Source organism: Rahnella woolbedingensis, assembly GCF_003602095.1.
Classification (GTDB): domain Bacteria; phylum Pseudomonadota; class Gammaproteobacteria; order Enterobacterales; family Enterobacteriaceae; genus Rahnella; species Rahnella woolbedingensis.
In genome coordinates this window covers 1-26007 of record NZ_RAHH01000036.1, presented here as the reverse complement: position 1 = coordinate 26007, position 26007 = coordinate 1, and the positions used below count along the sequence as shown (strand labels likewise).

The window sequence follows — 26007 nt, the reverse complement described above, 5'->3', positions numbered from 1 at the left end:
GGTTTTCTCACAGGCCATCCCTATTGTGTAACGAAGGCGTTATCCAAACGCTAAAAAAAACAGCAACTCTTATGAGAGTACCAGTTGCGGACGGCGGGCGAAACCTTAGTGTCCGGCGCAATCGGGCAGATAAGTTGACATCACCACTCGATTTCACGCATAACTGATAACAAATCTCACACGAATGATTTAGTGAATAACCTGATGATCCACAACCCTTCTTTGAGGAGTGCCTGAGTGCAACGAGCACGATGTTACCTGCTGGGTGAACGCGCGGTAGTGCTGGAACTGGAACCCCCGGTTTCGCTGGCGAGCCAGCAACGTATCTGGGGACTGGCTCAGCGTTTACAGGACCGGGCAATGTATCCCGGTGTCCGCGAAGTCATACCCGGTATGAATAATCTGACAGTGTTACTCACCGACGCGCAAAGTTCGGCGCTGGACGCGATTGAACGTCTGCAAACCTGGTGGGAAGAGAGCGAAGCGATTGAGCCTGCTTCCCGGCTGATTGAAATTCCGGTGATTTACGGCGGCGCGCAAGGGCCGGATTTAGAGCATGTGGCGCAGCATACCGGTATGACGCCGCGTCAGGTGGTCGAATGCCATTCGGGTATCGATTACACCGTCTATTTTCTCGGTTTCCAGCCAGGTTTCCCTTATCTGGGCGGCATGTCAGAGAAACTGACTACACCGCGTCACGGAGAACCGCGTCTTTCGGTACCCGCAGGCTCGGTCGGTATCGGCGGCAGTCAGACCGGCATTTATCCGCTGGCCACGCCGGGTGGCTGGCAGCTTATCGGGCAAACGCCTCTGGCGATGTTTGATCCGCTGCGTGAAGTACCGACATTACTTCTGCCGGGTGACAGCGTGCGCTTCGTGCCACAAAAGGAGGGCATATGCTGAAGGTTTTACGCGCAGGGATGTTTACCACCGTTCAGGATTCAGGGCGTAACGGTTACCGCCAGCAGGGCGTCAGCCAGTCCGGTGCGCTGGATGCACCGGCGTTGCGGATTGCTAATCTGCTGGTCGGCAATGATGAGAATGCCGCCGGTCTGGAAATTACACTCGGCCAGTTTAGCGCACAGTTCCATCGCGAAGGATGGATTGCGCTGACCGGCGCGGGCTGTCATGCGCAGCTTGATGACAAAGACATCTGGACCGGCTGGAACTATCCGGTGAAACCGGGGCAGATTCTGACGATGAAAATGCCCACGCGCGGTATGCGCAGCTATCTGGCGATTTCCGGCGGGATTGATGTGCCACAAGTCATGGGGTCGCGCAGTACGGATTTGAAAGCCCAATTCGGCGGTTTTCAGGGGCGTCAGTTGCAGGATGGCGATCAGTTGCCTATTGGTGACTCATACCAGCAGCCGAAACATTCCGGTGGCATTAAACAACTGCTGTTCGGCAACCGCCTTCGTGCCTTGCCGGGGCCGGAATATCAGGAGTTCAGCGCGCAGTCGCGAGAAGAGTTCTGGCGTGCCTCGTGGCAGCTCAGTCCGCAAAGTAACCGTATGGGCTATCGCCTGCACGGGCATGTACTCAAGCGAGAAACTGACCGCGAAATGTTATCGCACGGCCTGTTGCCGGGCGTGGTGCAGGTGCCGCACGGCGGGCAGCCGATTGTGCTGATGGCCGATGCGCAAACCACTGGCGGCTATCCGCGTATCGCCTGTGTAATTGAAGCGGATTTATATAATCTGGCGCAAATCCGTCTGGGTGAACCGGTGCATTTTATTCAATGCACACCGGCAGAGGCGCAGAAAGCGCTGCGCGAACAGACGCTGTTTATAGAACAGGTCAAAAGGGGGCTGCATGATCGTTGATCTCAATGCGGATTTAGGCGAAGGCTGCGCCAACGATGAGGCGCTGTTGCAACTGGTCAGTTCCGCCAATATTGCCTGCGGATTTCATGCCGGTGACGCACAAACCATGCGCCAGTCCGTGCGCTGGGCGCTGAAATACGGCGTGGCGATTGGCGCGCATCCGGGCTTCCCCGACCGTGAAAACTTTGGCCGCACCGCGATGCGGCTGCCTCCTGAAACGGTGTTCGCACAGGTGGTGTATCAGCTCGGTGCGCTGGCCGCCATCACCCGTGCGGAAGGCGGGAAAATGGTTCACGTGAAGCCACACGGTATGCTTTACAACCAGGCGGCGACTGACGCTATTCTGGCTGATGCGATTGCCCGTGCGGTACATACTATCGACCCGGCGCTGCGTCTGGTCGGTCTGGCGGGCAGTGAATTAATCCGTGCGGGTGAGCGGCTCGGGCTGCAAACGCGTCAGGAAGTGTTTGCTGACCGGCGGTATCAAAGTGACGGCACGCTGGTCCCGCGCAGTCAGCCGGATGCGATGATTGAAAGCGACGAGCTGGCGCTGGACCAGACGCTGGCGATGGTCCAGCAGGGTAAAGTTCTCAGCCGCGAAGGCGTCTGGGTGGCGGTCAGCGCGGATACTGTCTGCCTTCACGGCGACGGTGAGCACGCACTAACTTTCGCCCGCCGGTTGCGGGAAGCGTTTGGTGAGCAACAAATTCAGATCAGCGCGGGCTGATCTTAGGGAATATCGATGCGTAAAGTTCTGGTAACCGGTTTTGAGCCTTTTGGCGGCGAACGCGTGAATCCGTCATGGGAAGTGGTGAAACAGCTGGGCGACCTGGAATTGTCCGGCGCGCAGATTGTGGTGCGCCAGTTGCCGTGCGTGTTTGGCAAAGCCATTGATACGCTGAATGCGGCAATTGACGAGATCCTGCCCGAAATGGTGATTTGCGTCGGACAGGCGGGCGGACGCGTGGATTTCAGCCTCGAACGTGTGGCGATCAATGTCGATGATGCGCGAATTCCTGATAACGAAGGCAATCAGCCGGTGGACGAAACCATTGTGGCCGGGGGACCTGCGGCCTATTTTTCCTCACTGCCGATCAAAACGATTGTCAGCGGATTACGCGAATCCGGCATTCCTGCGTGCGTATCGCAAACCGCCGGAACCTATGTCTGCAATCACGTGATGTATGGTCTGATGCACCGGCTGGCGCAACCTTCATGCAAAGTGGTGAAGGGCGGTTTTATCCATATTCCGTATCTGCCAGAGCAGGCGGCAAAACATCCCGGCGCGCCAAGTATGTCAGTACACACTGTCCTGAACGCCCTTGAGCTGACTATCGCGATTGCGCTGCACACCGAACAGGATTTGAAAATTGCCGGGGGTGCGACTCACTGATGCCTGAAGGTCCTGAAATCCGCCGCGCCGCCGATTTACTGGCGGCGGCGGTCGTTAATAAGCCACTCACGGATGTCTGGTTTGCGTTTGGATCCCTCAAGCCTTATCAGTCCGCACTGCGTGGCACCAAAATCACTTCCATTGAAACGCGCGGCAAAGCGCTGCTGACGCACTTTTCCAATGGTCTGACGCTCTACAGCCACAACCAGCTGTACGGAGTCTGGCGGGTGGTCAACGCCGGTGAAGTGGCGAAGGAAACCAAACGGTCCCTGCGGGTAAAACTGGAAACCACAGAAGCCGCAATCCTGCTGTACAGCGCGTCCGAAATCAGTATTTACGATACGGCAGAAATAGAAAATCATCCGTTTTTGCAACGTATCGGGCCGGATGTTCTGGATGATCGGCTGACGGTCGCGCAGGTACGTGAGCGGTTACTTTCGCCAAAATTCTGCAAACGTCAGTTAGGCGGAATGTTGCTGGATCAGGCATTTCTGGCGGGACTGGGAAACTATCTGCGCGCGGAAATTCTCTGGCTGGCGAAACTGCTGCCGGATAATAAACCCAAAGGGCTGAACGAAACGGAGCTCAATGCACTGGCGGATGCCTGTTTGTCGGTTGCCCGGCTGTCTTACGCGACGCGTGGGACCCTGGATGAGAATGTGCATCACGGCGCACTGTTCCGTTTTAAGGTGTTTGGCCGGACAGGGCAACCCTGCGAGCGCTGCGGTGATCCGATCGTGAAAACCAGCGTGTCATCGCGACCGTTTTTCTGGTGTCCGGTTTGTCAGGTTTAGCCGAAGCGCAGAAATGAAAAAGGCTCCCGCGGGAGCCTTTTTGTCAGTCTGATCAATAAAGATTATTTTTTAAGCTGAGAGTGGAAATCACGTTTGTCATAGCCGGTGTATAACTGACGAGGACGGGCGATTTTGATGCCTTCCTGATGCATTTCGCTCCAGTGAGCAATCCAGCCAACAGTACGCGCCATCGCGAAGATAACGGTAAACATGGAAGACGGAATACCCATCGCTTTCAGGATGATGCCGGAGTAGAAATCGACGTTCGGGTACAGTTTCTTCTCGATGAAGTACGGGTCGTTGAGCGCAATGTGCTCAAGTTCCATCGCCACTTCCAGCAGGTTGTCTTTCAGATCCAGCTCTTTGAGCACTTCATGACAGGTTTCACGCATCACGGTGGCGCGCGGGTCATAGTTTTTGTAAACACGGTGACCGAAGCCCATCAGGCGGAATGAATCATTTTTGTCTTTCGCACGCCTGACGAACTCAGGAATGTGATCAACGCTGCTGATCTCTTCCAGCATTTTCAGCGCAGCTTCGTTGGCGCCGCCGTGAGCCGGTCCCCACAGGGAAGCGATACCCGCAGCGATACAGGCGAACGGGTTAGCGCCAGAAGAACCGGCGGTACGCACGGTAGAAGTCGAGGCATTTTGCTCGTGGTCAGCGTGCAGGATCAGAATACGATCCATCGCGCGTTCCAGAATCGGGTTCACTTTGTATTCTTCGCACGGCGTGGAGAACATCATGTGCAGGAAGTTACCGGCATACGAAAGGTCGTTGCGCGGATACACAAACGGCTGGCCGATAGAGTATTTGTAACACATGGCTGCCACGGTCGGCATTTTGGACAGCAGGCGGTAAGCAGCGATTTCACGGTGACGTTCATTTTCGACGTCAATCGAGTCGTGATAAAACGCGGCCAGCGCGCCGGTCACGCCGCACAGCACAGCCATCGGGTGAGAGTCACGACGGAAACCGTGGAACAGGCGGGTGATTTGCTCGTGAACCATCGTGTGACGGGTCACATTGGTTTTGAATTCTTCGTACTGTTCTGGCGTCGGGGTTTCGCCGTTGAGCAGCAGATAGCTCACTTCCAGGAAAGTGGATTCTTGCGCCAGTTGATCAATCGGGAAGCCGCGATGTAACAGGATCCCTTCGTCACCGTCGATAAAGGTGATTTTAGATTCGCAAGATGCGGTAGACGTAAAACCGGGGTCATAGGTGAAAAAACCTTTCGCGCCTAACGGGCGGATATCAATTTCATCCTGTCCCAGTGTGCCGGATAGCACGTCTAGTTCGATCGGGTCGTGACCTTGTAGGGTAAGTGTCGCTTTCTTATCAGCCATTTACAGTCTCCTTAGCGCCTTATTTTTAAAAATCCCTAACAACAGAAATGCCTGGAAGCGACGCCTTGTAAGGTCATTATTATTGTCAGCCTTAGCTCTTCGATCGAATAAAAAAGGGAACGGAGAGCTGAGTCGAATTGCAGTCTCAGACTGCTCTGTGACAAACAAGCGGCGTTTCATCGTTGTTAAAGATTCGGTAAATCATTACTGTTCTGTCACTCAGTACCTGTGAGAAGCATGAGGATTTACACAATCACCACTTTTGCATAACTTGAGCCATCAGGGAAGACCCGTCGTTGCGATTGTGTGATCCACTGATTCTTCAGAAACTTTCACCATTTTGGTGCGTCAGGCGAAAGCCGGTATGTGCTCAGTATCACAGTCCTGTAGGAATAACTCATTTGTAATAGAAATGTTGATCAATTGTCAAACCAGATAATTTATTTTGTGCCTTTTATGAAAAGTGAGAGCTAATTCACTGTTTCAAAGAAATGTGAATAAAGCATTTGTAGGGCAATTGTAATAAGAATGTGATCAACCTATACTCCTACAAGGTCTCCGGACAATCCGAAGTAGGAGCACCCAGCATCATTTTCTTCGCCCCTCATTTAGGGCTTTGAAAATTGACTATCGCGCCGTTTGAGCACATCGGATGTCGTTGTTTGAGCGCGGGAAAAGTTGAGCTTTAGCTCTGATATATCCAAGTAATTTGCGTTGCGGGAAGGCGGCAAGCGAGTGAGTCCCTATGAGCTGACACACGTCAGTGATTAGGGTGAATGAGTGCAGCCAACGCACCAGCGGCGCAAAGAATGCAGGATAGATGCTGTCTGACACTGCTCCGGGCCCGGAGGAAGTAAAATAATAAGAGCTGTGTGGGCAAAACCGTGAAAAAACAAAGACCTGTCAATCTGGATCTGCAAACGATCCGGTTTCCTGTTACTGCGATAGCGTCCATCTTACACCGAGTCTCTGGCGTAATTACCTTCGTCGCCGTCGGTATCCTCCTCTGGCTACTAGGCCTGTCTCTCTCTTCTCCTGAAGGGTTTGCACATGCTGCCGCCATCATGAATAGCTTCTTCGTCAAATTCATCTTTTGGGGAATACTCACTGCGCTGGCCTATCACGTTTGCGGTGGCATTCGCCATTTGCTGATGGATTTTGGCTTTATCGAAGAGAGTTTGGCTGCCGGTACCCGTTCTGCCCAGGTGGCAATCGGTCTTACCGTCGTGCTGTCAATTCTGGCTGGAGTCCTCGTATGGTAAGCAACGTTTCTGCGTTAGGGCGCAATGGTGTGCACGACTGGCTGTTACTGCGTGCTTCCGCAATTATCCTCACCCTGTACATCCTCTATATTCTGGGCTTCGTGGTTCTGGCTCAGGAACTGACATTTGATGTCTGGCATGGCTTCTTCTCTTCCTCCATCACCAAAGTATTCACACTGCTGGCGCTGCTGTCGATTCTGATCCACGCGTGGATCGGCATGTGGCAGGTGTTAACGGACTATGTGAAACCGGTCGCTGTCCGGCTTGTGCTGCAACTGGCCATTGTCGTGACGCTGGTGGTTTACCTACTTTATGGAACAATTGTTGTTTGGGGAGCGTAGTAAATGAATCTGCCAGTCAGAGAGTTTGATGCTGTCGTTATCGGCGCAGGTGGCGCCGGTATGCGTGCCGCGTTACAAATTTCACAAATGGGGCTGTCTTGCGCCCTGATTTCTAAAGTCTTCCCGACCCGCTCCCATACGGTGTCAGCGCAGGGCGGTATTACCGTCGCGCTGGGTAACACCCATGAGGATGACTGGGAATGGCATATGTACGACACCGTAAAAGGTTCCGACTATATCGGTGACCAGGACGCCATTGAATATATGTGTAAGACCGGCCCGGAAGCGATTCTGGAACTGGAACACATGGGGCTGCCTTTCTCCCGTCTTGAAGACGGCCGTATTTATCAGCGTCCGTTTGGCGGCCAGTCGAAGAACTTCGGCGGCGAGCAGGCGGCACGTACTGCGGCAGCCGCTGACCGTACCGGTCACGCCTTACTGCACACGCTGTATCAGCAGAACCTGAAAAATGGCACCACGATTTTCTCCGAATGGTATTCACTGGATTTAGTGAAAAACCAGGACGGCGCCATCGTCGGCTGTACTGCTATCTGTATCGAAACCGGTGAAGTGGTGTACTTCAAAGCCAAAGCGACCGTGCTGGCAACCGGCGGTGCGGGCCGGATTTATCAGTCCACTACCAACGCCCACATTAATACCGGTGACGGTGTCGGCATGGCGCTGCGTGCAGGCGTGCCGGTACAGGACATGGAAATGTGGCAGTTCCACCCGACCGGTATTGCCGGTGCCGGGGTTCTGGTGACAGAAGGCTGTCGTGGTGAAGGCGGTTATCTGCTTAATAAAGATGGCGAACGTTTCATGGAACGTTATGCGCCGAATGCGAAAGACCTGGCGGGTCGTGATGTGGTGGCGCGTTCCATCATGATCGAAATCCGTGAAGGCCGTGGCTGTGAAGGTCCGTGGGGCCCGCACGCTAAACTCAAACTTGATCATCTGGGTAAAGACGTTCTGGAATCCCGCCTGCCGGGTATCCTCGAACTGTCGCGTACCTTTGCACACGTCGATCCGGTGAAAGAGCCAATCCCTGTTATCCCTACCTGCCACTACATGATGGGCGGGATCCCGACCAAAGTGACCGGTCAGGCGCTGCGTGTAAACGCACAGGGTCAGGATGAAGTGATCCCCGGGCTGTTCGCAGTCGGCGAAATTGCCTGCGTGTCGGTTCACGGCGCGAACCGTCTGGGCGGTAACTCACTGCTGGATCTGGTGGTGTTTGGTCGCGCAGCGGGCATGCATCTGCAGGAATCTATTACCGAGCAGGGCGAAAGCCGCGATGCATCTCAGGATGATATCGATGTGTCTCTGGAACGTCTGAACCGCTGGAACAACACCCGTTCTGGTGAAGATCCGGTGGCAATCCGTAAAGACCTGCAATCGTGCATGCAGAACAACTTCTCGGTCTTCCGCGAAGGTGATGCGATGGCGAAAGGTCTGGAAGAACTGAAAGTGATCCGCGAGCGTCTGAAATCAGCGCGTCTGGATGATACTTCTTCAGAATTCAACACCCAGCGCGTCGAGTGTCTGGAGCTGGATAACCTGATGGAAACTGCGTTCTCTACTGCCGTCTCCGCAAACTACCGTACAGAAAGCCGTGGCGCGCACAGCCGCTTCGACTTCCCTGAACGTGATGATGCGAACTGGTTGTGCCATACGCTGTATCAGCCGGAAACGGAAAGCATGACCCGCCGTGAGGTGAACATGCAGCCTAAGCTTCGCGCGGCGTTCCCGCCGAAAGCGCGTACTTACTAGGGCTAAGCGGAGACAACTATGAAAATTGAATTTTCGATTTATCGCTATAACCCGGACGTTGATGACGTTCCGTACATGAAAGATTACGTGCTGGAAGCCAAAGACGGACGCGACATGATGTTGCTCGACGCGCTGATTTTGCTGAAAGAACAGGATCCGACGCTGGCTTTCCGCCGCTCATGCCGTGAAGGCGTTTGCGGGTCTGACGGCGTCAACATGAACGGTAAAAACGGTCTGGCGTGTATCACGCCGGTATCGACGCTGCGTAACGGTAGCAAGAAAATTGTTATCCGTCCGTTGCCGGGGTTGCCAGTTGTTCGCGACCTTGTTGTGGACATGGGGCAATTCTATAAGCAGTATGAGAAGATTAAGCCTTACCTGTTGAATGATGGGAAGAATCCTCCGGCGCGTGAACATTTACAGATGCCGGATGAGCGTGAAAAGCTGGACGGATTATATGAATGTATTCTCTGCGCCTGCTGCTCGACGTCCTGTCCTTCGTTCTGGTGGAATCCGGACAAATTTGTCGGTCCGGCAGGTCTTCTGGCCGCTTACCGCTTCCTGATCGACAGCCGCGATACTGAAACACAATCGCGCCTTGACGACCTGAACGATGCTTTCAGCGTATTCCGCTGCCACAGCATCATGAACTGTGTAAGTGTGTGTCCGAAGGGGCTGAACCCGACCAAGGCGATCGGCCATATCAAATCCATGCTTCTACAGCGTGGTGCCTGAGTGGTTTAGGTAACGCATTCAGCGGGAACTCAGGTTCCCGCTGTTATTTAGTTACCCACTGTTATGCACTTTCTTTAGTTACAAATGCGGTAACTGAGGCGAGGATAGCAAATAAGTAATTTTTTAATAACAAAGTAGCAACAAGTGCAACAAAGTTGCGCCTGACTGGAGTAAGATAGCCGGGTCAAAATCAGGGAGATGAAGGGGCAGTAAAAAGAAGGGAAGAAAAAGCAGGGCAACTTCAAAAATCACTCAGCCAGATGGATGATTTTTGAAGGTTCCTTGAAGAGCCAAACGCTCAACCAGCGAACTGTTTTAGTAAGGAAAACCGTTTTACCGCGGTGTATCACGGTCAATATTATTAACCACGGCGAAAACTAAAGCTTCAAAGCTTAAGGGATCACGATGCAGAACGGCGCAATGAAGGCCTGGCTGGATTCCTCCTATCTGGCGGGTGCAAACCAGTCTTACATAGAACAACTCTATGAAGACTACTTAACCGATCCTGGTTCCGTTGACGATAGCTGGCGTTCGATTTTTAAACAGCTACCAACAGTGGGTGTGAAACCAGAGCAACTCCATTCTCAAACACGGGACTACTTCCGCCGCCTGGCGAAAGACACGTCACGTTATAACTCCTCCATCAGCGATCCGCAAACGGATGCCAAGCAAGTCAAGGTGCTGCAGTTAATTAACGCCTTCCGCTTCCGTGGCCATCAGAACGCGAACCTTGATCCCCTTGGTCTTTGGAAACTCGACGACGTTCCTGACCTGGATCCTGCGTTCCATCATCTGACTGAAGCTGATTTCCAGGAGACCTTCAACGTCGGTTCATTTGCCATTGGCAAGGAAACCATGCAGCTCGGCGAGCTGTATAAAGCCCTGAAGCAAACCTATTGCGGATCCATTGGTGCGGAATATATGCACATCACCAACACAGAAGAGAAACGCTGGATCCAACAGCGTATCGAATCTGTCGCAGGTCGTGCGAATTTCACCAATGATGAGAAGAAAACCTTCCTGAAAGAACTGACCGCAGCTGAAGGTCTGGAGCGTTATCTGGGGGCGAAATTCCCGGGTGCAAAACGCTTCTCTCTCGAAGGTGGCGACGCGCTGGTTCCTATGCTTAAAGACATGATCCGTCATGCCGGCAAAAACGGAACTCGCGAAGTGGTGCTGGGTATGGCGCACCGTGGTCGTCTGAACGTGCTGATCAACGTGCTGGGGAAAAAACCTCAGGACCTGTTCGACGAATTCTCCGGCAAGCATAAAGAACACCTGGGTACCGGTGACGTGAAATACCACATGGGCTATTCGTCTGATGTGGAAACCGAAGGCGGCATGGTTCACCTGGCGCTGGCGTTTAACCCGTCGCACCTGGAAATCGTCAGCCCGGTGGTTATCGGTTCTGTTCGTGCCCGTCGTGATCGTCTGGACGAAGCGCGCAGCAACATGGTTCTGCCTATCACCATTCACGGTGACGCGGCAATTACCGGTCAGGGTGTGGTTCAGGAAACCCTGAACATGTCGCTGGCACGCGGTTATGAAGTGGGCGGTACTGTGCGTATCGTCATCAATAACCAGGTGGGCTTCACCACCTCGAATCCAAAAGATGCGCGTTCCACCGATTACTGTACCGATATCGCGAAAATGGTGCAGGCCCCGATTTTCCACGTCAATGCTGATGATCCGGAAGCGGTCGCTTTCGTCACCCGCCTGGCACTGGATTTCCGCAATACCTTTAAGCGTGACGTCATGATCGACCTGGTTTGCTACCGTCGCCACGGCCATAACGAGGCCGACGAACCTAGCGCAACCCAGCCGCTGATGTACACCAAGATCAAGAAACACCCGACGCCACGCAAAATCTACGCTGACGTCCTGACTGAGCAGAATGTTGCCAGCCTCGAAGATGCGACGGAAATGGTCAATCTGTACCGTGATGCGCTGGATGCCGGTGAGTGCGTAGTGGAAGAGTGGCGTCAGAATGACATGCACACTTTCACCTGGTCACCGTATCTGAATCATGAGTGGGACGAGCCTTATCCGAATAAGGTTGAGCATAAACGTCTGCAGGAACTGGCGCGTCGCGTCAGCCATGTGCCGGATGCGATTGAAATGCAGTCGCGCGTTGCCAAGATTTATGGCGACCGTAACGAGATGGCCGAAGGTAATAAGAAATTCGACTGGGGCGGCGCAGAAAATCTGGCGTACGCTACGCTGGTGGACGAAGGTATTCCGATTCGTCTTTCCGGTGAAGATACCGGTCGCGGCACCTTCTTCCACCGTCATGCTGTTGTCCACAATCAGAAAAACGGTTCCGTGTATGTGCCGCTGGCTAATATCCATAACAGCCAGGGTGAGTTCAACGTCTGGGATTCTGTGCTTTCCGAAGAAGCGGTACTGGCGTTTGAATACGGTTATGCCACGGCTGAACCCCGCACCCTGACCATCTGGGAAGCGCAGTTCGGTGACTTCGCCAATGGTGCGCAGGTGGTTATCGACCAGTTCATCAGTTCCGGCGAACAGAAATGGGGCCGCATGTGTGGTCTGGTGATGCTGCTGCCGCACGGCTACGAAGGGCAGGGGCCGGAGCACTCCTCCGCGCGTCTGGAACGCTATCTGCAACTTTGTGCTGAGCAAAACATGCAGGTGTGTATCCCGTCTACCCCGGCGCAGGTGTACCACATGATCCGTCGTCAGGCACTGCGCGGTATGCGCCGTCCGCTGATCGTGATGTCACCGAAGTCACTGTTGCGTCATCCTCTGGCGGTTTCTACGCTGGAAGAACTGGCCGACGGCAGCTTCCTGCCAGCGATTGGTGAAGTTGACGAACTTGATTCAAAACAGGTTAAGCGCGTGGTGATGTGCTCCGGTAAGGTTTACTACGACCTGCTGGAACAACGTCGCAAAAACGAGCAAACCGATGTGGCGATTGTCCGCATCGAGCAGCTGTATCCATTCCCGCACAAAGCGATTCAGGAAGTGCTTGAGAAATTCTCACACGTCCATGATTTCGTCTGGTGTCAGGAAGAGCCGCTGAACCAGGGCGCGTGGTATTGCAGCCAGCACAATTTCCGTGAAGTGATTCCTTTCGGGGCTTCTTTACGTTACGCCGGACGTCCTGCTTCTGCCTCTCCGGCAGTCGGCTATATGTCCGTTCACCAGAAGCAACAGCAAGATCTGGTTAACGATGCGCTTAACGTTAAATAACGCGTTGGTGTGAGTTAACACTATGGAACATAAGAAGGATTTATAATGAGTAGCGTAGATATTCTGGTCCCTGACCTTCCTGAATCCGTGGCGGATGCGACGGTTGCCACCTGGCACAAAAAGCCGGGCGACAGTGTTGAGCGTGACGATGTACTGGTAGAAATTGAAACCGATAAAGTGGTTCTGGAAGTCCCGGCAAGTGAAGCCGGTATTCTGGACAGCATTATCGAAGACGAAGGCGCCACCGTGATTTCCCGCCAGATCCTGGCGCGCATTCGTCCGGGGAACAGCACTGGCAAGCCAAGCACTGAGAAAAGCTCCGATAAAGAAGCGACTCCTGCGGCACGCCACACGGCAGCACTGGAAGAAGAGAACAATGACGCACTCAGCCCGGCTATCCGTCGTCTGATTGCTGAACATTCTCTGGATGCCAGCGCCATTAAAGGCAGCGGTGTCGGCGGTCGTCTGACCCGTGAAGACATCGAACAGCACCTGGCGAAAGCCAAAGATGCTAAACCAGCAGCCGCAGCTCCGGCAGCCACCAGCGCCGCTCCGGCTCTGGGTTCACGTAGCGAAAAACGTGTGCCTATGACCCGTCTGCGTAAGCGTGTTGCTGAGCGTCTGCTTGAAGCGAAGAACAGCACTGCGATGCTGACGACCTTCAACGAAATCAACATGAAGCCAATCATGGACTTGCGTAAGCAGTACGGTGATGGTTTCGAAAAACGTCACGGTGTGCGTCTGGGCTTCATGTCTTTCTATCTGAAAGCCGTTGTTGAAGCGCTGAAACGTTATCCGGAAGTGAACGCGTCTATTGATGGCGAAGATGTGGTTTACCACAACTACTTCGACGTCAGCATTGCTGTATCGACTCCACGTGGCCTGGTAACACCGGTTCTGCGTGACGTAGATACCCTGGGCATGGCTGATATCGAGAAGCAAATCAAAGAGCTGGCGATTAAAGGCCGTGACGGCAAACTGAAAGTGGAAGAACTGACCGGCGGTAACTTTACCGTGACCAACGGCGGCGTCTTCGGCTCCCTGATGTCCACGCCAATCATCAACCCACCACAGAGTGCGATCCTGGGCATGCATGCCATTAAAGATCGTCCTATGGCGGTTAATGGTCAGGTAGTGATTTTGCCAATGATGTATCTGGCATTGTCCTACGATCACCGTCTGGTGGACGGCCGTGAATCGGTCGGCTTCCTGGTGACCATTAAAGAAATGCTGGAAGATCCGGCTCGCCTGCTGCTGGACGTTTAGTCCCGGCACAGCGAAAGATTAGAGATCGAAAAATCTGCGGCACGGTTCGCTGTGCCCTGATAAGCCTTCCTACTAAGAATGGATAGAACATCATGAATTTACACGAGTATCAGGCGAAACAGCTGTTCCTGCGCTACGGCCTGCCAGCACCATCAGGCTTCGCCTGTTCCACCCCGCGTGAAGCGGAAGAGGCAGCATCGAAAATCGGTGCCGGTCCGTGGGTGGTGAAATGTCAGGTTCATGCCGGTGGCCGCGGTAAAGCGGGCGGCGTGAAAGTGGTTAAAAGCAAAGAAGAAATTCGCGCTTTTGCTGAGCACTGGCTGGGTAAACGTCTGGTCACTTACCAGACAGACGCCAGCGGTCAGCCGGTTAACCAGATCCTGGTTGAAGCAGCAACGGATATCGATCAGGAACTGTACCTCGGTGCGGTAGTCGATCGCAGCTCCCGTCGCGTAGTGTTCATGGCGTCTACTGAAGGCGGCGTGGAAATTGAGAAAGTGGCTGAAGAAACGCCTCATCTGATCCATAAAGTTGCACTGGATCCGCTGGCAGGTCCGCAGCCTTATCAGGGTCGCGAACTGGCCTTCAAACTGGGTCTTACCGGTAAGCAGGTTCAGCAGTTCACCAAGATCTTCATGGGTCTGGCGAACATCTTCTTAGAGCGCGACCTGGCGCTTATCGAAATTAACCCGCTGGTCGTAACGACCGCTGGTGACCTGATCTGCCTCGACGGCAAACTGGGTGCGGACGGTAACGCCTTGTTCCGTCAGCCAGAATTGCGTGAAATGCGCGATTACAGCCAGGAAGATGCCCGTGAATCTCAGGCAGCGCAGTGGGAACTGAACTACGTTGCGCTCGACGGCAACATCGGTTGCATGGTGAACGGTGCCGGTCTGGCAATGGGTACCATGGATATCGTGAAACTGCACGGCGGCGATCCGGCTAACTTCCTGGATGTTGGCGGTGGTGCAACCAAAGAACGCGTGACCGAAGCCTTCAAAATCATCCTGTCCGATGAAAAAGTGAAAGCCGTCTTCGTTAACATATTCGGCGGTATCGTACGTTGCGACCTGATCGCCGACGGTATCATCGGTGCGGTGGAAGAAGTGGGCGTCAGCGTACCGGTTGTGGTACGTCTTGAAGGTAACAATGCCGAGCTGGGTGCCAAAAAACTGGCAGACAGCGGTTTGAACATCATTGCAGCGACCAGCCTGACGAATGCGGCTCAACAAGTTGTCGCGGCAGTGGAGGGGAAATAATGTCGATTTTAATCAACAAGAACACCAAAGTTATCTGCCAGGGTTTCACCGGTAGCCAGGGGACTTTCCACTCCGAACAAGCCATCGCTTACGGCACAAAAATGGTTGGCGGCGTAACGCCAGGCAAAGGCGGCACCGAGCATCTGGGTCTGCCAGTGTTCAACACCGTGCGTGAAGCGGTAGAAACCACCGGCGCCACCGCGTCTGTGATTTATGTTCCGGCCCCGTTCTGTAAAGATTCCATTCTGGAAGCGCTGGATGCAGGCATCAAACTGATCATCTGTATCACTGAAGGTATCCCGACGCTGGATATGCTGGTGATTAAAGTGAAACTGGATCAAAGCGATGCAGTGATGATCGGGCCAAACTGCCCAGGTGTTATCACTCCTGGCGAATGCAAAATCGGCATCATGCCTGGCCATATTCACTTACCAGGCAAAGTGGGCATCGTTTCCCGCTCCGGTACTCTGACCTATGAAGCCGTTAAACAGACCACTGATTACGGTTACGGCCAGTCTACCTGCGTCGGTATCGGCGGTGACCCGATCCCGGGCTCTAACTTCATCGATATCCTGAAACTGTTCCAGGAAGACCCACAGACTGAAGTGATCGTTATGATCGGTGAAATCGGTGGTAACGCAGAAGAAGAGGCTGCCGCGTACATCAAAGCACACGTGACCAAACCGGTTGTGGGCTACATCGCGGGTGTGACTGCGCCTAAAGGCAAACGTATGGGCCACGCAGGCGCCATCATTGCCGGTGGTAAAGGCACCGCAGACGAGAAATTTGCAGCACTGGAAGCGGCCGGCGTTAAAACCGTACGCAGCCTGGCAGACATCGGCGAAGCCGTGAAATCTCTTCTGCCACAATAAGCATTACCGGTCGCGCCGGAACAAAATTCCGGTGCGATTTAAGTCGATTTATATAAGAAACAGATTCGACATGTTGGCCGCCTTCGGGTGGCCTTTTTTTATTTTAGGTGAAATATTTAACATTCGCCGAATTGAGCTATATTTATTAACACAGCACGATACGTCCATTGGAAATAAAAGGTTAATAATTAGGGCTCAATAGGTAGCTAAATAGATATTTGCAGCAACTATAAAAGTACAATTAATTAACATTAAAACCACCGTTAAAGCTCAATGAAACTAATAGTTAACATTTTGAAATATTTTTTTGAAATTGATGCGGATAATATAGAAATAAACAAGGAGATAGGCTTAAATTGCGGCAGATCAATTACAGGGTTTTTTACTGTTTTGTTCTTAAATTGACCTGTACACGGGAATCCGCTTTGGGTCACTAAAAAACCTATTTAATGTGTGGGATTACTGGCGTAACATATTGGGCCTGTAACATCAGATTTATGTATGTTTACTTTCCCCGCGATTTCGCCCGTTCATCAGCCTGTTAGAGGCTTACTGTCCTTGCGCATTCCGGGTTCAGAATGCCTGCCGCTGGCATTTCTGTTCTACACACATTTGAATACTGGTAGTCATGAGGCGTTCCGGCAACCGGTTCGTCAAAGATCGCAATTTGGGGTCTTCCTCCGAGGAGCAAGGGGTCAAGATGTTTGATATCGTTGAACTGTCGCGTTTACAGTTTGCTTTAACAGCCATGTACCATTTCCTATTTGTCCCATTAACGCTGGGTATGGCGTTTTTACTGGCAATTATGGAAACGGTTTATGTGCTTTCTGGCAAACAAATCTATAAAGATATGACCAAATTCTGGGGCAAACTCTTTGCAATTAACTTTGCACTGGGCGTTGCAACCGGTTTAACCATGGAATTCCAGTTCGGTACTAACTGGTCATATTTCTCACATTACGTCGGTGATATCTTCGGTGCGCCTCTGGCAATCGAAGGTTTGATGGCGTTCTTCCTGGAATCCACTTTAGTCGGCCTGTTCTTCTTCGGTTGGGATCGTCTTTCTAAAGTTCAACACATGACAGTGACCTGGTTTGTGGCTCTTGGCTCAAACTTGTCTGCCTTGTGGATCCTGGTGGCGAACGGCTGGATGCAAAACCCGATTGCTTCCACCTTCAATTACGAAACCATGCGTATGGAAATGGTCAGCTTCTCTGAGCTGGTCCTGAACCCGGTTGCGCAGGTTAAATTCGTTCACACCGTAGCGTCCGGTTATGTGACTGGCGCGATGTTCATTCTGGCTATCAGCTCTTACTACCTGCTTAAAGGTCGTGACGTCGGTTTCGCGAAACGCTCATTTGCGATTGCTGCAAGCTTTGGTCTGGCTGCCGTACTTTCCGTTATCGTACTGGGTGATGAATCCGGTTACGAAATGGGTGACGTGCAGAAAACCAAACTGGCGGCTATCGAAGCAGAGTGGGACACCCAACCTGCACCGGCCAGCTTCACGCTGTTTGGTATGCCGAATCAGGACAAAATGGAAAACGAATATTCTATTCAGATCCCATACCTGCTCGGTCTGATTGCGACGCGTTCTGTTGATACGCCGGTCACTGGTCTGAAAGACCTGATGGCGCAACACGAAGTGCGTATCCGCAATGGTATGAAAGCGTACACCCTGCTGGAAGAACTGCGTTCGGGCAACACTGACCCGAAAGTGCGCAGCGATTTCGAAAATGCTAAGCAGGATCTGGGCTACGGTATGTTGCTTAAACGCTATACCGACAACCCGGCGGGCGCGACTGACGCACAGATTCAGAAAGCGACGAAAGATTCTATCCCGCGCGTTCTGCCACTTTACTTCGCATTCCGCATCATGGTTGCCTGCGGCATCCTGATGTTCGTGCTGATTGCGCTTGCCTTCTACACCGTATTGCGCGGCAAGATTGGTCAGAAACGCTGGTTACACCGCGCGATATTCATCGGTCTTCCGCTGCCGTGGATTGCTGTCGAAGCGGGCTGGTTCGTGGCCGAATATGGCCGTCAGCCCTGGGCGATTGGTGAGGTGTTACCGACTGCGGTTGCACACTCTTCCCTGACGGTGGGTGATGTACTCTCCTCGATGATCCTTATCTGTGGCCTGTACACCCTGTTCCTGATCGCTGAAATGTTCCTGATGTTCAAATATGCGCGCCTGGGCCCAAGCAGCCTGAAAACTGGCCGTTATCATTATGAACAAACTTCAGCGCCACTTGAGCAAGCTCGGTAATAGGGAGTCCACTTATGTTTGATTATGAAACTTTACGGTTCATCTGGTGGGTGCTGATTGGCGTGCTGTTTATCGGCTTCGCAGTCACCGATGGATTTGATATGGGCGTAGGGATCCTGGTGCGCATTATCGGTAAAACCGATACTGATCGCCGCGTGATGATCAACGCCATCGCCCCGCACTGGGACGGTAACCAGGTCTGGCTGATCACGGCCGGTGGTGCATTATTCGCTGCATGGCCGATGGTGTACGCAGCGGCATTCTCCGGCTTCTATGCGGCGATGGTGCTGGTGCTGTGCGCCTTGTTCTTCCGTCCGCTGGGCTTTGACTATCGTTCAAAACTCGAGAGCCCGCGCTGGCGTGGCATGTGGGACTGGGGCATCTTTATCGGTAGCTTCGTGCCTGCACTGGTGTTCGGTGTGGCGTTCGGTAACCTGCTGCTGGGTGTTCCGTTCCATATCGACAACGATCTGCGTCTGTTCTATACCGGTAATCTGCTGGGCCTGCTGAATCCGTATGGCATTCTGGCCGGTCTGGTCAGCCTGACCATGCTTATCACGCAAGGTGCTACCTATCTGCAAATGCGTACTGTGGGTGAACTGCACCTGCGTACCCGCACTGCGTCGCAGATTTCTGCGCTGGTGATGATGGTGTGCTTCCTGCTGGCAGGTATCTGGTTAGTGAAAGGGATTGATGGTTTCACCGTGACGTCTGTGATGGACCATGCTGGCCCGTCTAACCCGCTGCGCAAAACGGTGTCTCATGAAGCAGGTGCATGGCTGGCCAACTTCAACAAGACCCCTGGCCTGTGGGCAATTCCTGCACTGGGTGTGATTCTGCCACTGCTGACCATTTTGTTCTCTCGCCTGAACAAAGCGGCGCTGGCATTCATCAGTAACTCACTGACTATCGCCTGTGTGATCCTGACTGCGGGTATCACTATGTTCCCGTTCGTGATGCCGTCAATCACTGAGCCGAACGCCAGCCTAACTATGTGGGATGCGACATCCACCTTGCTGACGCTCAGAGTGATGACCGTTGTTGCCTGTATCTTTGTACCGATCATCCTGATTTACACCTCATGGGCGTATTACAAGATGTTCGGTCGCCTTGATAAGCACTACATCGAGAACAACAAGCATTCGTTGTATTAAGGAGAACACCATGTGGTATTTTGCCTGGATCCTCGGCACCTTACTGGCTTGCTCATTCGGTATTATTACCGCGCTGGCGTTTGAACACAGCGAAGCCAATAAAGCGGCTAAAGAAGAGAAGTAATAATGAGTGTGATCGTGGATAAACTCTACGCCATCACAGACAAGGGCCCCTTGCGGGCCCTTTCGCTTGTGATGTCACTGGTGCTTGCCGGCTGCGTCTTCTGGAAGCCGGGCATGTTTGCCTCGTCAACCAGTCAGTTGGAAGTCTGGCACGGGATCATCCTGATATGGGCAGTCTGCGCCGGTGTGGTTCACGGTCTGGGCTTTCGTCCATATAAATCGGTATGGAAGGCGTTCTTCTCTCCGATACTTGCCATGATTGCGCTGGCCGCAGGACTTTTTTACTTTTTCAGCTGATTCTTTGCTGAAATAAAAGACAAATTTACACTATTCTTCCCATGGGCCGCTCAGGCCCATAATTATTTTCGTTCCAGCAATGCAACCCATTCCCAACCCCAACTCACTTGAGTATAGTAGTGCCGTCAAATTGCATTACGGGATGTAGAGTGAGTAATTCGTTGTTCCGATGGCCGGTTCGTGTCTATTACGAAGACACAGACGCGGGAGGTGTGGTCTACCATGCCCGATACGTCGCCTTTTTTGAAAGGGCTCGCACAGAGATGTTGCGCCAACGCAATTTTCACCAGCAACAACTGCTGGGAGAACATGTCGCTTTTGCTGTCCGCCGCATGACGGTCGAATACTTTGCACCAGCTCGCCTAGATGACCTGCTGGATGTTCAGAGTGAGATTACGTCCATTCGCGGAGCTTCTCTTACTTTTGCACAACGAATTCTTGATTCGCATGGAAACCTTCTGAGTTCTGCAGAAGTGTTAATTGCATGCATTGACCCACACCAAATGAAGCCACGTGCGCTTCCTAAGTCTATTGTCGCGGAGTTTAAGCAGTGACTGACATGAACATGCTTGATTTATTTTTAAAGGCCAGCATCCTGGTTAAGCTGATTATGCTTATCCTGGTGTGCTTCTCTGTCGCGTCCTGGGCGATTATCATTCAACGCACGAAAGTGCTGAATGCCGCCACCCGTGAGGCAGAAGCGTTTGAAGATAAATTCTGGTCCGGTATTGAGCTTTCCCGTTTGTATCAGGAAAGCCAGGGCCGTCGCGAAACCCTGAGCGGGGCAGAGCAAATCTTCCATTCCGGTTTTAAAGAGTTTGCGCGTCTTCATCGTGCTAACAGTCATGCGCCAGAGTCTGTGATTGAAGGTTCTTCACGTGCGATGCGTATTTCCTTTAACCGTGAACTCGAATCCCTTGAAATGCACATTCCATTCCTTGGCACAGTCGGTTCCATCAGCCCGTATATCGGCCTGTTCGGTACGGTCTGGGGGATCATGCACGCCTTTATCGGTTTAGGTTCTGTCAAACAAGCCACCCTGCAAATGGTTGCGCCAGGTATCGCAGAAGCACTGATCGCCACCGCGATTGGTTTGTTTGCTGCTATCCCTGCGGTTATGGCGTATAACCGCCTGAACCAGCGTGTGAACAAGCTTGAGCAAAACTACGATAACTTCATGGAAGAATTTACGGCCATCCTGCACCGTCAGGCTTTCTCTCGCGAAACCAGCAGTAACTAAAGGGGGAGAGTATGGCTCGTTCACGAGGTCGTCGTAACCGTCGCGAAGGTAAGTCGGAGATCAACATTGTTCCGCTGCTGGACGTATTGCTGGTTCTGTTACTGATTTTTATGGCAACAGCCCCCATCATTACCCAGAGCGTGGAAGTCGATCTGCCAGACGCGACAGATTCTAAAGCGGTATCCAGCGATGATAACCCGCCAGTGATTGTCGAAGTCTCCGGCGTGGGTCAGTACACCATTGTGGTGGATCATCAGCGTATGGAGCAATTGCCTGAACAGCAGGTTATCGCGGAAGCGACCAGCCGTATTCAGGCCAATCCGAAGACGGTATTCCTGATCGGCGGCGCTAAAGATGTGCCTTATGATGAAATCATCAAGGCGCTGAATATGCTGCATCAGGCTGGCGTGAAGTCTGTCGGATTGATGACACAACCTATCTGAGGATAGGTAATTTGTAACACTTATTTGAAACCCGGCATTCTCTGGCTTGTTAAAAGTATGACAGGCAGTACAGGAAACCGGGTTTTTAGTAATCCTGTCTTGGGAAATCTATTTTGGTAAAGGCAACTGCAACTGAACAAAACGATAAGCTCAAACGCGCCGTTATTGTTTCGGTCGTTCTGCATATCATCATTATAGGCCTGCTGATTTTGGGATCGCTGGACGAAGATACCAGCATGAGTGGTGGCGGTGGCGGCAGTGATATCTCTGCCGTAATGGTTGATCCCAGTGCTGTGGTCGATCAATACAATCGTCAGCAGCAGCAACAGGCTGATTCCCAACGTGCTGCCGCAGCGCGTCAGAAAAAATCAGAACAACAGGCTGAAGAGCTTCAGCAGAAACAGGCCGCAGAACAACAGCGCCTGAAAGAACTCGAGAAAGAGCGTCTGCAAGCGCAGGAAGATGCGAAGCAGCAGGCTCAGGATCAGGCTCAGCAGCAAAAACAAGCTGAGCAAGCCGCGGAACAGGCGAAGGAACAACAGAAGCAGGCTGAAGCTGCTGCTGCACAGGCGAAGTCCGAAGCAGCAAAAGCGGCTGCACAAGCCAAAGCGGATGCCGCCAAAGAAGCGGCTAAAGCGCAAGCTGACGCGCAGAAAAAAGCCACTGCTGATGCTCAGAAAAAAGCAGAGGCTGAAGCCACCGCCGCTGCTGCCGCGGCGAAGAAACAAGCAGAAGCTGACGCGAAGAAAGAAGCGGCAGCAGAAGCTAAAAAACAAGCTGCTGCCGAAGCGAAAGCGCAGGCCGCAGCCGATGCAAAAGCACAGGCTGATGCCGATGCAAAAGCCGCATCCGATGCGAAAGCTGCTGCTGCCGCTGAGGAAAAAGCGGAAGCTGCCGCAGCATCGAAGAAAGCCGCGGCTGATAAAAAAGCCGCCGCTGCCGCCGCTGCGAAAGAAGCCGCGGATGCCAATAATTTATTTGATGGCCTTGCTGACTCCAAAAATGCACCGAAAGGGGCAACGGGGGGGGGCGCTTCTGCTCCGGCAGGGAAGGGGACTAGTAAGAAAAGTGGAGCGTCGGGGGCTGAGATTAATGGATACCTTGGTCAGGTCACAGCGGCTATCCAGAGTAAATTCTATGACAGTGGTTTGTATGCGGGGCGCAAATGCGACCTTCGTATCAAGTTGGCACCCGACGGTATGCTGATTAGTGTAACCCCTGAAGGTGGTGATCCGGCACTTTGTCAGGCTGCGATAACGGCAGCGAAGCAGGCGCGCATTCCTAAGCCACCAAGTCAGGAAGTGTATGAAGTCTTCAAAAATGCACCAATGACATTCAGACCACAGTAAAAGACGAAAATAATTTCTTTTCTGAATTTTACGATAGATTGCAGGGTGTAATTCTAGTTTTGTATGCGTTGGTTTGTTAAAATTCTGCTAAATTATCGCGGGCAGATACGTCCAGATAAGGGAGATACAATGAAGCAGGCATTTCGAGTAGCGTTCGGCCTTTTGATGATGTGGGCATCTGTAGTTCATGCAGAAGTTCGCATTGAAATTACCCAAGGGGTAGATACAGCTCGCCCGATTGGCGTTGTGCCATTCAAATGGGCTGGCCCGGGTACACCACCTGAAGATGTGGGTGGTATTGTTGCAGCTGACTTACGTAACAGCGGCAAATTCAATCCTATTGATGCATCACGTATGCCACAACAGCCGACCTCTGCCGCAGAAGTGACTCCTGCTGCATGGACTGCGCTGGGCATTGATGCGGTTGTTATCGGTCAGGTTCAGCCTGCCGCCGATGGCAGCTACGTGGTGTCTTACCAGCTGGTTGATACCTCTGGCGCACCAGGTACCGTGCTGGCACAAAACCAGTACAAAGTGACCAAACAATGGTTACGTTATTCCGCCCATACCGCCAGTGACGAAGTTTTCGAAAAACTGACCGGTGTTAAAGGCGCATTCCGTACCCGTATCGCCTATATCGTGCAGACCAACGGCGGTAAATTCCCGTATGAACTGCGCGTAGCGGATTATGACGGTTACAACCAGTTCGTGGTTCACCGTTCACCCGAGCCGCTGATGTCTCCGGCCTGGTCTCCGGATGGCAGCAAACTGGCATATGTCACATTTGAAAGCGGTCGTTCAGCACTGGTTGTTCAGACATTGGCCAATGGCGCGATCAAACAGATTGCTTCATTCCCGCGTCACAACGGTGCGCCGGCATTCTCTCCGGACGGCAGCAAACTGGCTTTCGCTCTGTCGAAAGACGGCAGTCTGAACCTGTACGTGATGAATCTGTCTTCTGGTCAGATTAGCCAGGTGACAAACGGACGTAGCAACAACACCGAACCAACCTGGTACCCGGACAGCCAGAATCTGGCGTTCACTTCGGATCAGGGCGGTCGTCCGCAGGTTTATAAAGTCAATATTAATGGCGGTGCGCCTCAGCGTCTGACCTGGGAAGGCTCTCAAAATCAGGACTCTGACGTAAGTGCAGATGGTAAGTTCCTGGTGATGGTGAGCAGCGCCAGCGGTACACAGCACATCGCTAAACAAGATCTGGCAACGGGAGCCGTTCAAACATTGACGGACACGTTCCTGGATGAAACGCCTAGCCTCGCACCAAACGGCACCATGGTAATTTACAGCTCTTCACAGGGTCTGGGTTCCGTATTGCAGTTGGTATCGACTGATGGGCGCTTCAAAGCGCGTCTTCCGGCAACTGATGGACAGGTCAAATTCCCTGCCTGGTCGCCGTATCTGTAATGCATAGAAAAACTATGTATGGCAAAAAATTATAAAAGGATCGAATAGATGCAACTGAATAAAGTGCTGAAAGGGCTGATGCTGGCATTGCCTGTACTGGCAGTAGCTGCTTGTAGTTCTCACAAGAACGCAGACAACGACCAATCCGGTATGGGTCTGAACTCTGGCGCAAGCACTGAAAACGCTAACATGTCTTCAGAAGAGCAAGCTCGTCTGCAGATGCAAGAACTGCAGAAAAACAACATCGTTTACTTTGGCCTGGACAAATACGATGTGTCTTCTGAATTCGCTCAGATGTTAGACGCGCACGCAGCATTCCTGCGTAGCAACCCGTCTTACAAAGTGACTGTAGAAGGTCATGCTGACGAACGTGGTACTCCAGAGTACAACATCGCCCTGGGCGAACGTCGTGCTACTGCTGTTAAAATGTACCTGCAAGGCAAAGGCGTTTCTGCTGATCAAATCTCTATCGTTTCTTACGGTAAAGAAAAACCAGCTGTACTGGGCCATGACGAAGCGGCATACGCTAAAAACCGTCGTGCAGTACTGGTTTACTAAGAGAATAGTATGAGCAGTAACTTCAGAACTCACCTGTTGAGTCTGTCGTTACTGGTTGGCGTAGCGGTCCCATGGGCCGCTACTGCCCAAGCGCCAATCAGTAATGTCGGCTCAGGCTCGATAGAAGATCGGGTCACCTCTCTGGAGCGTATTTCTAACGCTCACAGCCAGCTATTAACTCAACTCCAGCAACAACTTTCTGATACCCAACGTGATATGGATACTCTTCGTGGTCAAATCCAGGAGAACCAGTATCAGTTGAGTCAGCTTGGTGATCGCCAGAAGCAAATTTTTAATCAACTGGACAGCTTAAGCCAGGGCAATGCCGGAGCCGCCAGTACGGGCGCTGCAGCAGCCACCGGTGACGCATCCGGTTCTGCTGCCGCAACGCCGGACGCGGGTGCTGCACAAGCGCCTGCAAGCACCGGTGACGTGAACAGCGATTACAATGCTGCGGTTTCACTGGCGCTGGAAAAGAAACAGTATGATGAGGCGATTGTTGCCTTTCAGAGTTTCGTAAAAAAATATCCTGATTCAACTTATCAGCCTAACGCCAACTACTGGTTAGGACAGTTGTATTACAACAAGGGTAAAAAAGACGACGCTGCGTATTATTTTGCAGTCGTGGTCAAAAACTATCCTAAGTCTCCAAAAAGTTCTGACGCGATGTTCAAGGTTGGGGTGATCATGCAGGAGAAAGGTCAGGCTGATAAAGCCAAAGCCGTCTTCGCGCAGGTTGTAAAACAGTACCCAAATACCGATGCGGCAAAACAAGCTCAAAAACGTTTATCTGCAAAGTAGTTCCTCATTCAGGTCTGGAAAATGTACATATCGTGCATTTTCTGGGCTTGAGTGTGTGAAACGCCATCAGTTAGCACTCTTTCTGAAAATTAAAGTTGCACTGAAAAGTTAAATAAGTAATATATGCCGCCGTTGCCCAGACAACTCCAAACGGCTAACGCTGTCAGAGATTTAGGCAATATGCAGTATGTTTAGAGGGGCCGTTAGCTCAGTTGGTAGAGCAGTTGACTTTTAATCAATTGGTCGCTGGTTCGAATCCAGCACGGCCCACCAC

At 52.4% G+C, this 26007-nt stretch carries 25 protein-coding genes and 1 tRNA gene; 25 read left to right on the top strand and 1 reads right to left on the bottom strand.

The window, feature by feature from the left end:
- Positions 1 to 237 precede the first annotated feature (237 nt).
- The 5 genes from pxpB to nei are packed head-to-tail and all read left to right on the top strand — an operon-like array spanning position 238 to position 4013.
- Positions 238 to 903 (top strand): 5-oxoprolinase subunit PxpB, encoded by a 666-nt coding sequence (gene pxpB / locus D6C13_RS22430; RefSeq protein WP_120134891.1) that lies wholly within the window; start codon positions 238 to 240, stop codon positions 901 to 903.
- On the top strand, positions 897 to 1826 hold the full coding sequence (pxpC, locus tag D6C13_RS22425) for a 5-oxoprolinase subunit PxpC (RefSeq protein ID WP_120134890.1): 930 nt from the start codon (positions 897 to 899) through the stop codon (positions 1824 to 1826). The genes pxpB and pxpC overlap by 7 nt, the downstream gene beginning before the upstream one ends.
- Entirely contained in the window at positions 1816 to 2553 is a 738-nt protein-coding gene (pxpA, locus tag D6C13_RS22420) for a 5-oxoprolinase subunit PxpA (RefSeq protein WP_120134889.1), read from the top strand. The genes pxpC and pxpA overlap by 11 nt, the downstream gene beginning before the upstream one ends.
- Positions 2554 to 2568: 15 nt before the next feature.
- A complete protein-coding gene (gene pcp, locus D6C13_RS22415) occupies positions 2569 to 3219 on the top strand; it encodes a pyroglutamyl-peptidase I (protein WP_120134888.1) in 651 nt (216 codons plus the stop codon).
- Complete coding sequence (gene nei / locus D6C13_RS22410) at positions 3219 to 4013, top strand: endonuclease VIII (protein ID WP_120134887.1); 795 nt, start codon at positions 3219 to 3221, stop codon at positions 4011 to 4013. The genes pcp and nei overlap by 1 nt, the downstream gene beginning before the upstream one ends.
- Before the next feature lie 62 nt (positions 4014 to 4075).
- On the opposite strand, the gene D6C13_RS22405 is transcribed toward nei, so the two are convergent.
- Positions 4076 to 5359, bottom strand: a complete 1284-nt coding sequence (locus tag D6C13_RS22405; RefSeq protein WP_120134886.1) for a citrate synthase — start codon at positions 5357 to 5359, stop codon at positions 4076 to 4078.
- An 872-nt stretch (positions 5360 to 6231) separates the two neighbouring features.
- On the opposite strand from D6C13_RS22405, the gene sdhC reads away from it, so the two are divergent.
- The 20 genes from sdhC to D6C13_RS22305 all read left to right on the top strand — a co-directional run bounded on the left by sdhC (position 6232) and on the right by D6C13_RS22305 (position 26006).
- Positions 6232 to 6621, top strand: coding sequence for a succinate dehydrogenase cytochrome b556 subunit (sdhC, locus tag D6C13_RS22400; protein ID WP_120134885.1), 390 nt, complete (start codon positions 6232 to 6234; stop codon positions 6619 to 6621).
- Entirely contained in the window at positions 6615 to 6962 is a 348-nt protein-coding gene (gene sdhD / locus D6C13_RS22395) for a succinate dehydrogenase membrane anchor subunit (RefSeq protein ID WP_095921202.1), read from the top strand. The genes sdhC and sdhD overlap by 7 nt, the downstream gene beginning before the upstream one ends.
- Before the next feature lie 3 nt (positions 6963 to 6965).
- Positions 6966 to 8732 carry a succinate dehydrogenase flavoprotein subunit gene (gene sdhA / locus D6C13_RS22390; RefSeq protein WP_095921203.1) on the top strand — a complete coding sequence of 589 codons (1767 nt, stop codon included), beginning with the start codon at positions 6966 to 6968 and terminating at the stop codon, positions 8730 to 8732.
- Positions 8733 to 8750: 18 nt separating this feature from the next.
- Complete coding sequence (locus D6C13_RS22385) at positions 8751 to 9467, top strand: succinate dehydrogenase iron-sulfur subunit (protein ID WP_120134884.1); 717 nt, start codon at positions 8751 to 8753, stop codon at positions 9465 to 9467.
- A 405-nt stretch (positions 9468 to 9872) separates the two neighbouring features.
- Positions 9873 to 12680 carry a 2-oxoglutarate dehydrogenase E1 component gene (gene sucA, locus D6C13_RS22380; protein WP_120134883.1) on the top strand — a complete coding sequence of 936 codons (2808 nt, stop codon included), beginning with the start codon at positions 9873 to 9875 and terminating at the stop codon, positions 12678 to 12680.
- A 45-nt stretch (positions 12681 to 12725) separates the two neighbouring features.
- Positions 12726 to 13946, top strand: coding sequence for a 2-oxoglutarate dehydrogenase complex dihydrolipoyllysine-residue succinyltransferase (gene odhB, locus D6C13_RS22375; RefSeq protein ID WP_120134882.1), 1221 nt, complete (start codon positions 12726 to 12728; stop codon positions 13944 to 13946).
- 92 nt (positions 13947 to 14038) lie between these two features.
- A complete protein-coding gene (gene sucC, locus D6C13_RS22370; protein ID WP_120134881.1) occupies positions 14039 to 15205 on the top strand; it encodes an ADP-forming succinate--CoA ligase subunit beta in 1167 nt (388 codons plus the stop codon).
- On the top strand, positions 15205 to 16077 hold the full coding sequence (gene sucD / locus D6C13_RS22365) for a succinate--CoA ligase subunit alpha (RefSeq protein ID WP_120134880.1): 873 nt from the start codon (positions 15205 to 15207) through the stop codon (positions 16075 to 16077). Before sucC ends, sucD begins: the two co-directional genes overlap by 1 nt.
- Positions 16078 to 16777: 700 nt before the next feature.
- Positions 16778 to 18346: a cytochrome ubiquinol oxidase subunit I gene (gene cydA / locus D6C13_RS22360; protein ID WP_120134879.1), complete on the top strand. Its 1569-nt coding sequence runs from the start codon at positions 16778 to 16780 to the stop codon at positions 18344 to 18346.
- Between the two features lie 14 nt (positions 18347 to 18360).
- On the top strand, positions 18361 to 19500 hold the full coding sequence (cydB, locus tag D6C13_RS22355) for a cytochrome d ubiquinol oxidase subunit II (RefSeq protein ID WP_120134878.1): 1140 nt from the start codon (positions 18361 to 18363) through the stop codon (positions 19498 to 19500).
- 10 nt (positions 19501 to 19510) lie between these two features.
- A complete protein-coding gene (gene cydX, locus D6C13_RS22350; protein ID WP_013576433.1) occupies positions 19511 to 19624 on the top strand; it encodes a cytochrome bd-I oxidase subunit CydX in 114 nt (37 codons plus the stop codon).
- A gap of 2 nt (positions 19625 to 19626) precedes the next feature.
- The gene (gene ybgE / locus D6C13_RS22345) at positions 19627 to 19920 is read left to right on the top strand and encodes a cyd operon protein YbgE (protein WP_120134877.1); all 294 of its coding nucleotides are present in this window, start codon (positions 19627 to 19629) and stop codon (positions 19918 to 19920) included.
- A 149-nt stretch (positions 19921 to 20069) separates the two neighbouring features.
- The gene (gene ybgC / locus D6C13_RS22340) at positions 20070 to 20474 is read left to right on the top strand and encodes a tol-pal system-associated acyl-CoA thioesterase (protein WP_095921211.1); all 405 of its coding nucleotides are present in this window, start codon (positions 20070 to 20072) and stop codon (positions 20472 to 20474) included.
- On the top strand, positions 20471 to 21160 hold the full coding sequence (gene tolQ, locus D6C13_RS22335; RefSeq protein WP_056771666.1) for a Tol-Pal system protein TolQ: 690 nt from the start codon (positions 20471 to 20473) through the stop codon (positions 21158 to 21160). Before ybgC ends, tolQ begins: the two co-directional genes overlap by 4 nt.
- Positions 21161 to 21171: 11 nt before the next feature.
- Positions 21172 to 21603 (top strand): colicin uptake protein TolR, encoded by a 432-nt coding sequence (tolR, locus tag D6C13_RS22330; RefSeq protein WP_112168971.1) that lies wholly within the window; start codon positions 21172 to 21174, stop codon positions 21601 to 21603.
- A gap of 113 nt (positions 21604 to 21716) precedes the next feature.
- Positions 21717 to 22952: a cell envelope integrity protein TolA gene (gene tolA / locus D6C13_RS22325; RefSeq protein WP_120134876.1), complete on the top strand. Its 1236-nt coding sequence runs from the start codon at positions 21717 to 21719 to the stop codon at positions 22950 to 22952.
- Positions 22953 to 23081: 129 nt separating this feature from the next.
- On the top strand, positions 23082 to 24374 hold the full coding sequence (gene tolB / locus D6C13_RS22320; RefSeq protein WP_120134875.1) for a Tol-Pal system beta propeller repeat protein TolB: 1293 nt from the start codon (positions 23082 to 23084) through the stop codon (positions 24372 to 24374).
- A gap of 48 nt (positions 24375 to 24422) precedes the next feature.
- Entirely contained in the window at positions 24423 to 24932 is a 510-nt protein-coding gene (pal, locus tag D6C13_RS22315; RefSeq protein WP_120134874.1) for a peptidoglycan-associated lipoprotein Pal, read from the top strand.
- A gap of 9 nt (positions 24933 to 24941) precedes the next feature.
- Complete coding sequence (cpoB, locus tag D6C13_RS22310; protein ID WP_120134873.1) at positions 24942 to 25733, top strand: cell division protein CpoB; 792 nt, start codon at positions 24942 to 24944, stop codon at positions 25731 to 25733.
- Positions 25734 to 25930: 197 nt separating this feature from the next.
- Positions 25931 to 26006 (top strand) — tRNA-Lys (locus tag D6C13_RS22305).
- Position 26007: the final 1 nt, after the last annotated feature.

Bases quoted from the DNA above. Each gene is read 5' to 3' on its own strand.
- cydB (WP_120134878.1), top strand. From the start codon at position 18,361: ATGTTTGATTATGAAACTTTACGGTTCATCTGGTGGGTGCTGATTGGC.
- sdhD (WP_095921202.1), top strand. From the start codon at position 6,615: ATGGTAAGCAACGTTTCTGCGTTAGGGCGCAATGGTGTGCACGACTGG.
- cydA (WP_120134879.1), top strand. From the start codon at position 16,778: ATGTTTGATATCGTTGAACTGTCGCGTTTACAGTTTGCTTTAACAGCC.
- sucC (WP_120134881.1), top strand. From the start codon at position 14,039: ATGAATTTACACGAGTATCAGGCGAAACAGCTGTTCCTGCGCTACGGC.
- odhB (WP_120134882.1), top strand. From the start codon at position 12,726: ATGAGTAGCGTAGATATTCTGGTCCCTGACCTTCCTGAATCCGTGGCG.
- sucD (WP_120134880.1), top strand. From the start codon at position 15,205: ATGTCGATTTTAATCAACAAGAACACCAAAGTTATCTGCCAGGGTTTC.
- ybgE (WP_120134877.1), top strand. From the start codon at position 19,627: ATGAGTGTGATCGTGGATAAACTCTACGCCATCACAGACAAGGGCCCC.
- nei (WP_120134887.1), top strand. From the start codon at position 3,219: ATGCCTGAAGGTCCTGAAATCCGCCGCGCCGCCGATTTACTGGCGGCG.
- pxpA (WP_120134889.1), top strand. From the start codon at position 1,816: ATGATCGTTGATCTCAATGCGGATTTAGGCGAAGGCTGCGCCAACGAT.
- sdhA (WP_095921203.1), top strand. From the start codon at position 6,966: ATGAATCTGCCAGTCAGAGAGTTTGATGCTGTCGTTATCGGCGCAGGT.
- pal (WP_120134874.1), top strand. From the start codon at position 24,423: ATGCAACTGAATAAAGTGCTGAAAGGGCTGATGCTGGCATTGCCTGTA.
- pcp (WP_120134888.1), top strand. From the start codon at position 2,569: ATGCGTAAAGTTCTGGTAACCGGTTTTGAGCCTTTTGGCGGCGAACGC.
- D6C13_RS22385 (WP_120134884.1), top strand. From the start codon at position 8,751: ATGAAAATTGAATTTTCGATTTATCGCTATAACCCGGACGTTGATGAC.
- sucA (WP_120134883.1), top strand. From the start codon at position 9,873: ATGCAGAACGGCGCAATGAAGGCCTGGCTGGATTCCTCCTATCTGGCG.
- tolB (WP_120134875.1), top strand. From the start codon at position 23,082: ATGAAGCAGGCATTTCGAGTAGCGTTCGGCCTTTTGATGATGTGGGCA.
- cpoB (WP_120134873.1), top strand. From the start codon at position 24,942: ATGAGCAGTAACTTCAGAACTCACCTGTTGAGTCTGTCGTTACTGGTT.
- cydX (WP_013576433.1), top strand. From the start codon at position 19,511: ATGTGGTATTTTGCCTGGATCCTCGGCACCTTACTGGCTTGCTCATTC.
- pxpC (WP_120134890.1), top strand. From the start codon at position 897: ATGCTGAAGGTTTTACGCGCAGGGATGTTTACCACCGTTCAGGATTCA.
- tolR (WP_112168971.1), top strand. From the start codon at position 21,172: ATGGCTCGTTCACGAGGTCGTCGTAACCGTCGCGAAGGTAAGTCGGAG.
- D6C13_RS22405 (WP_120134886.1), bottom strand. From the start codon at position 5,359: ATGGCTGATAAGAAAGCGACACTTACCCTACAAGGTCACGACCCGATC.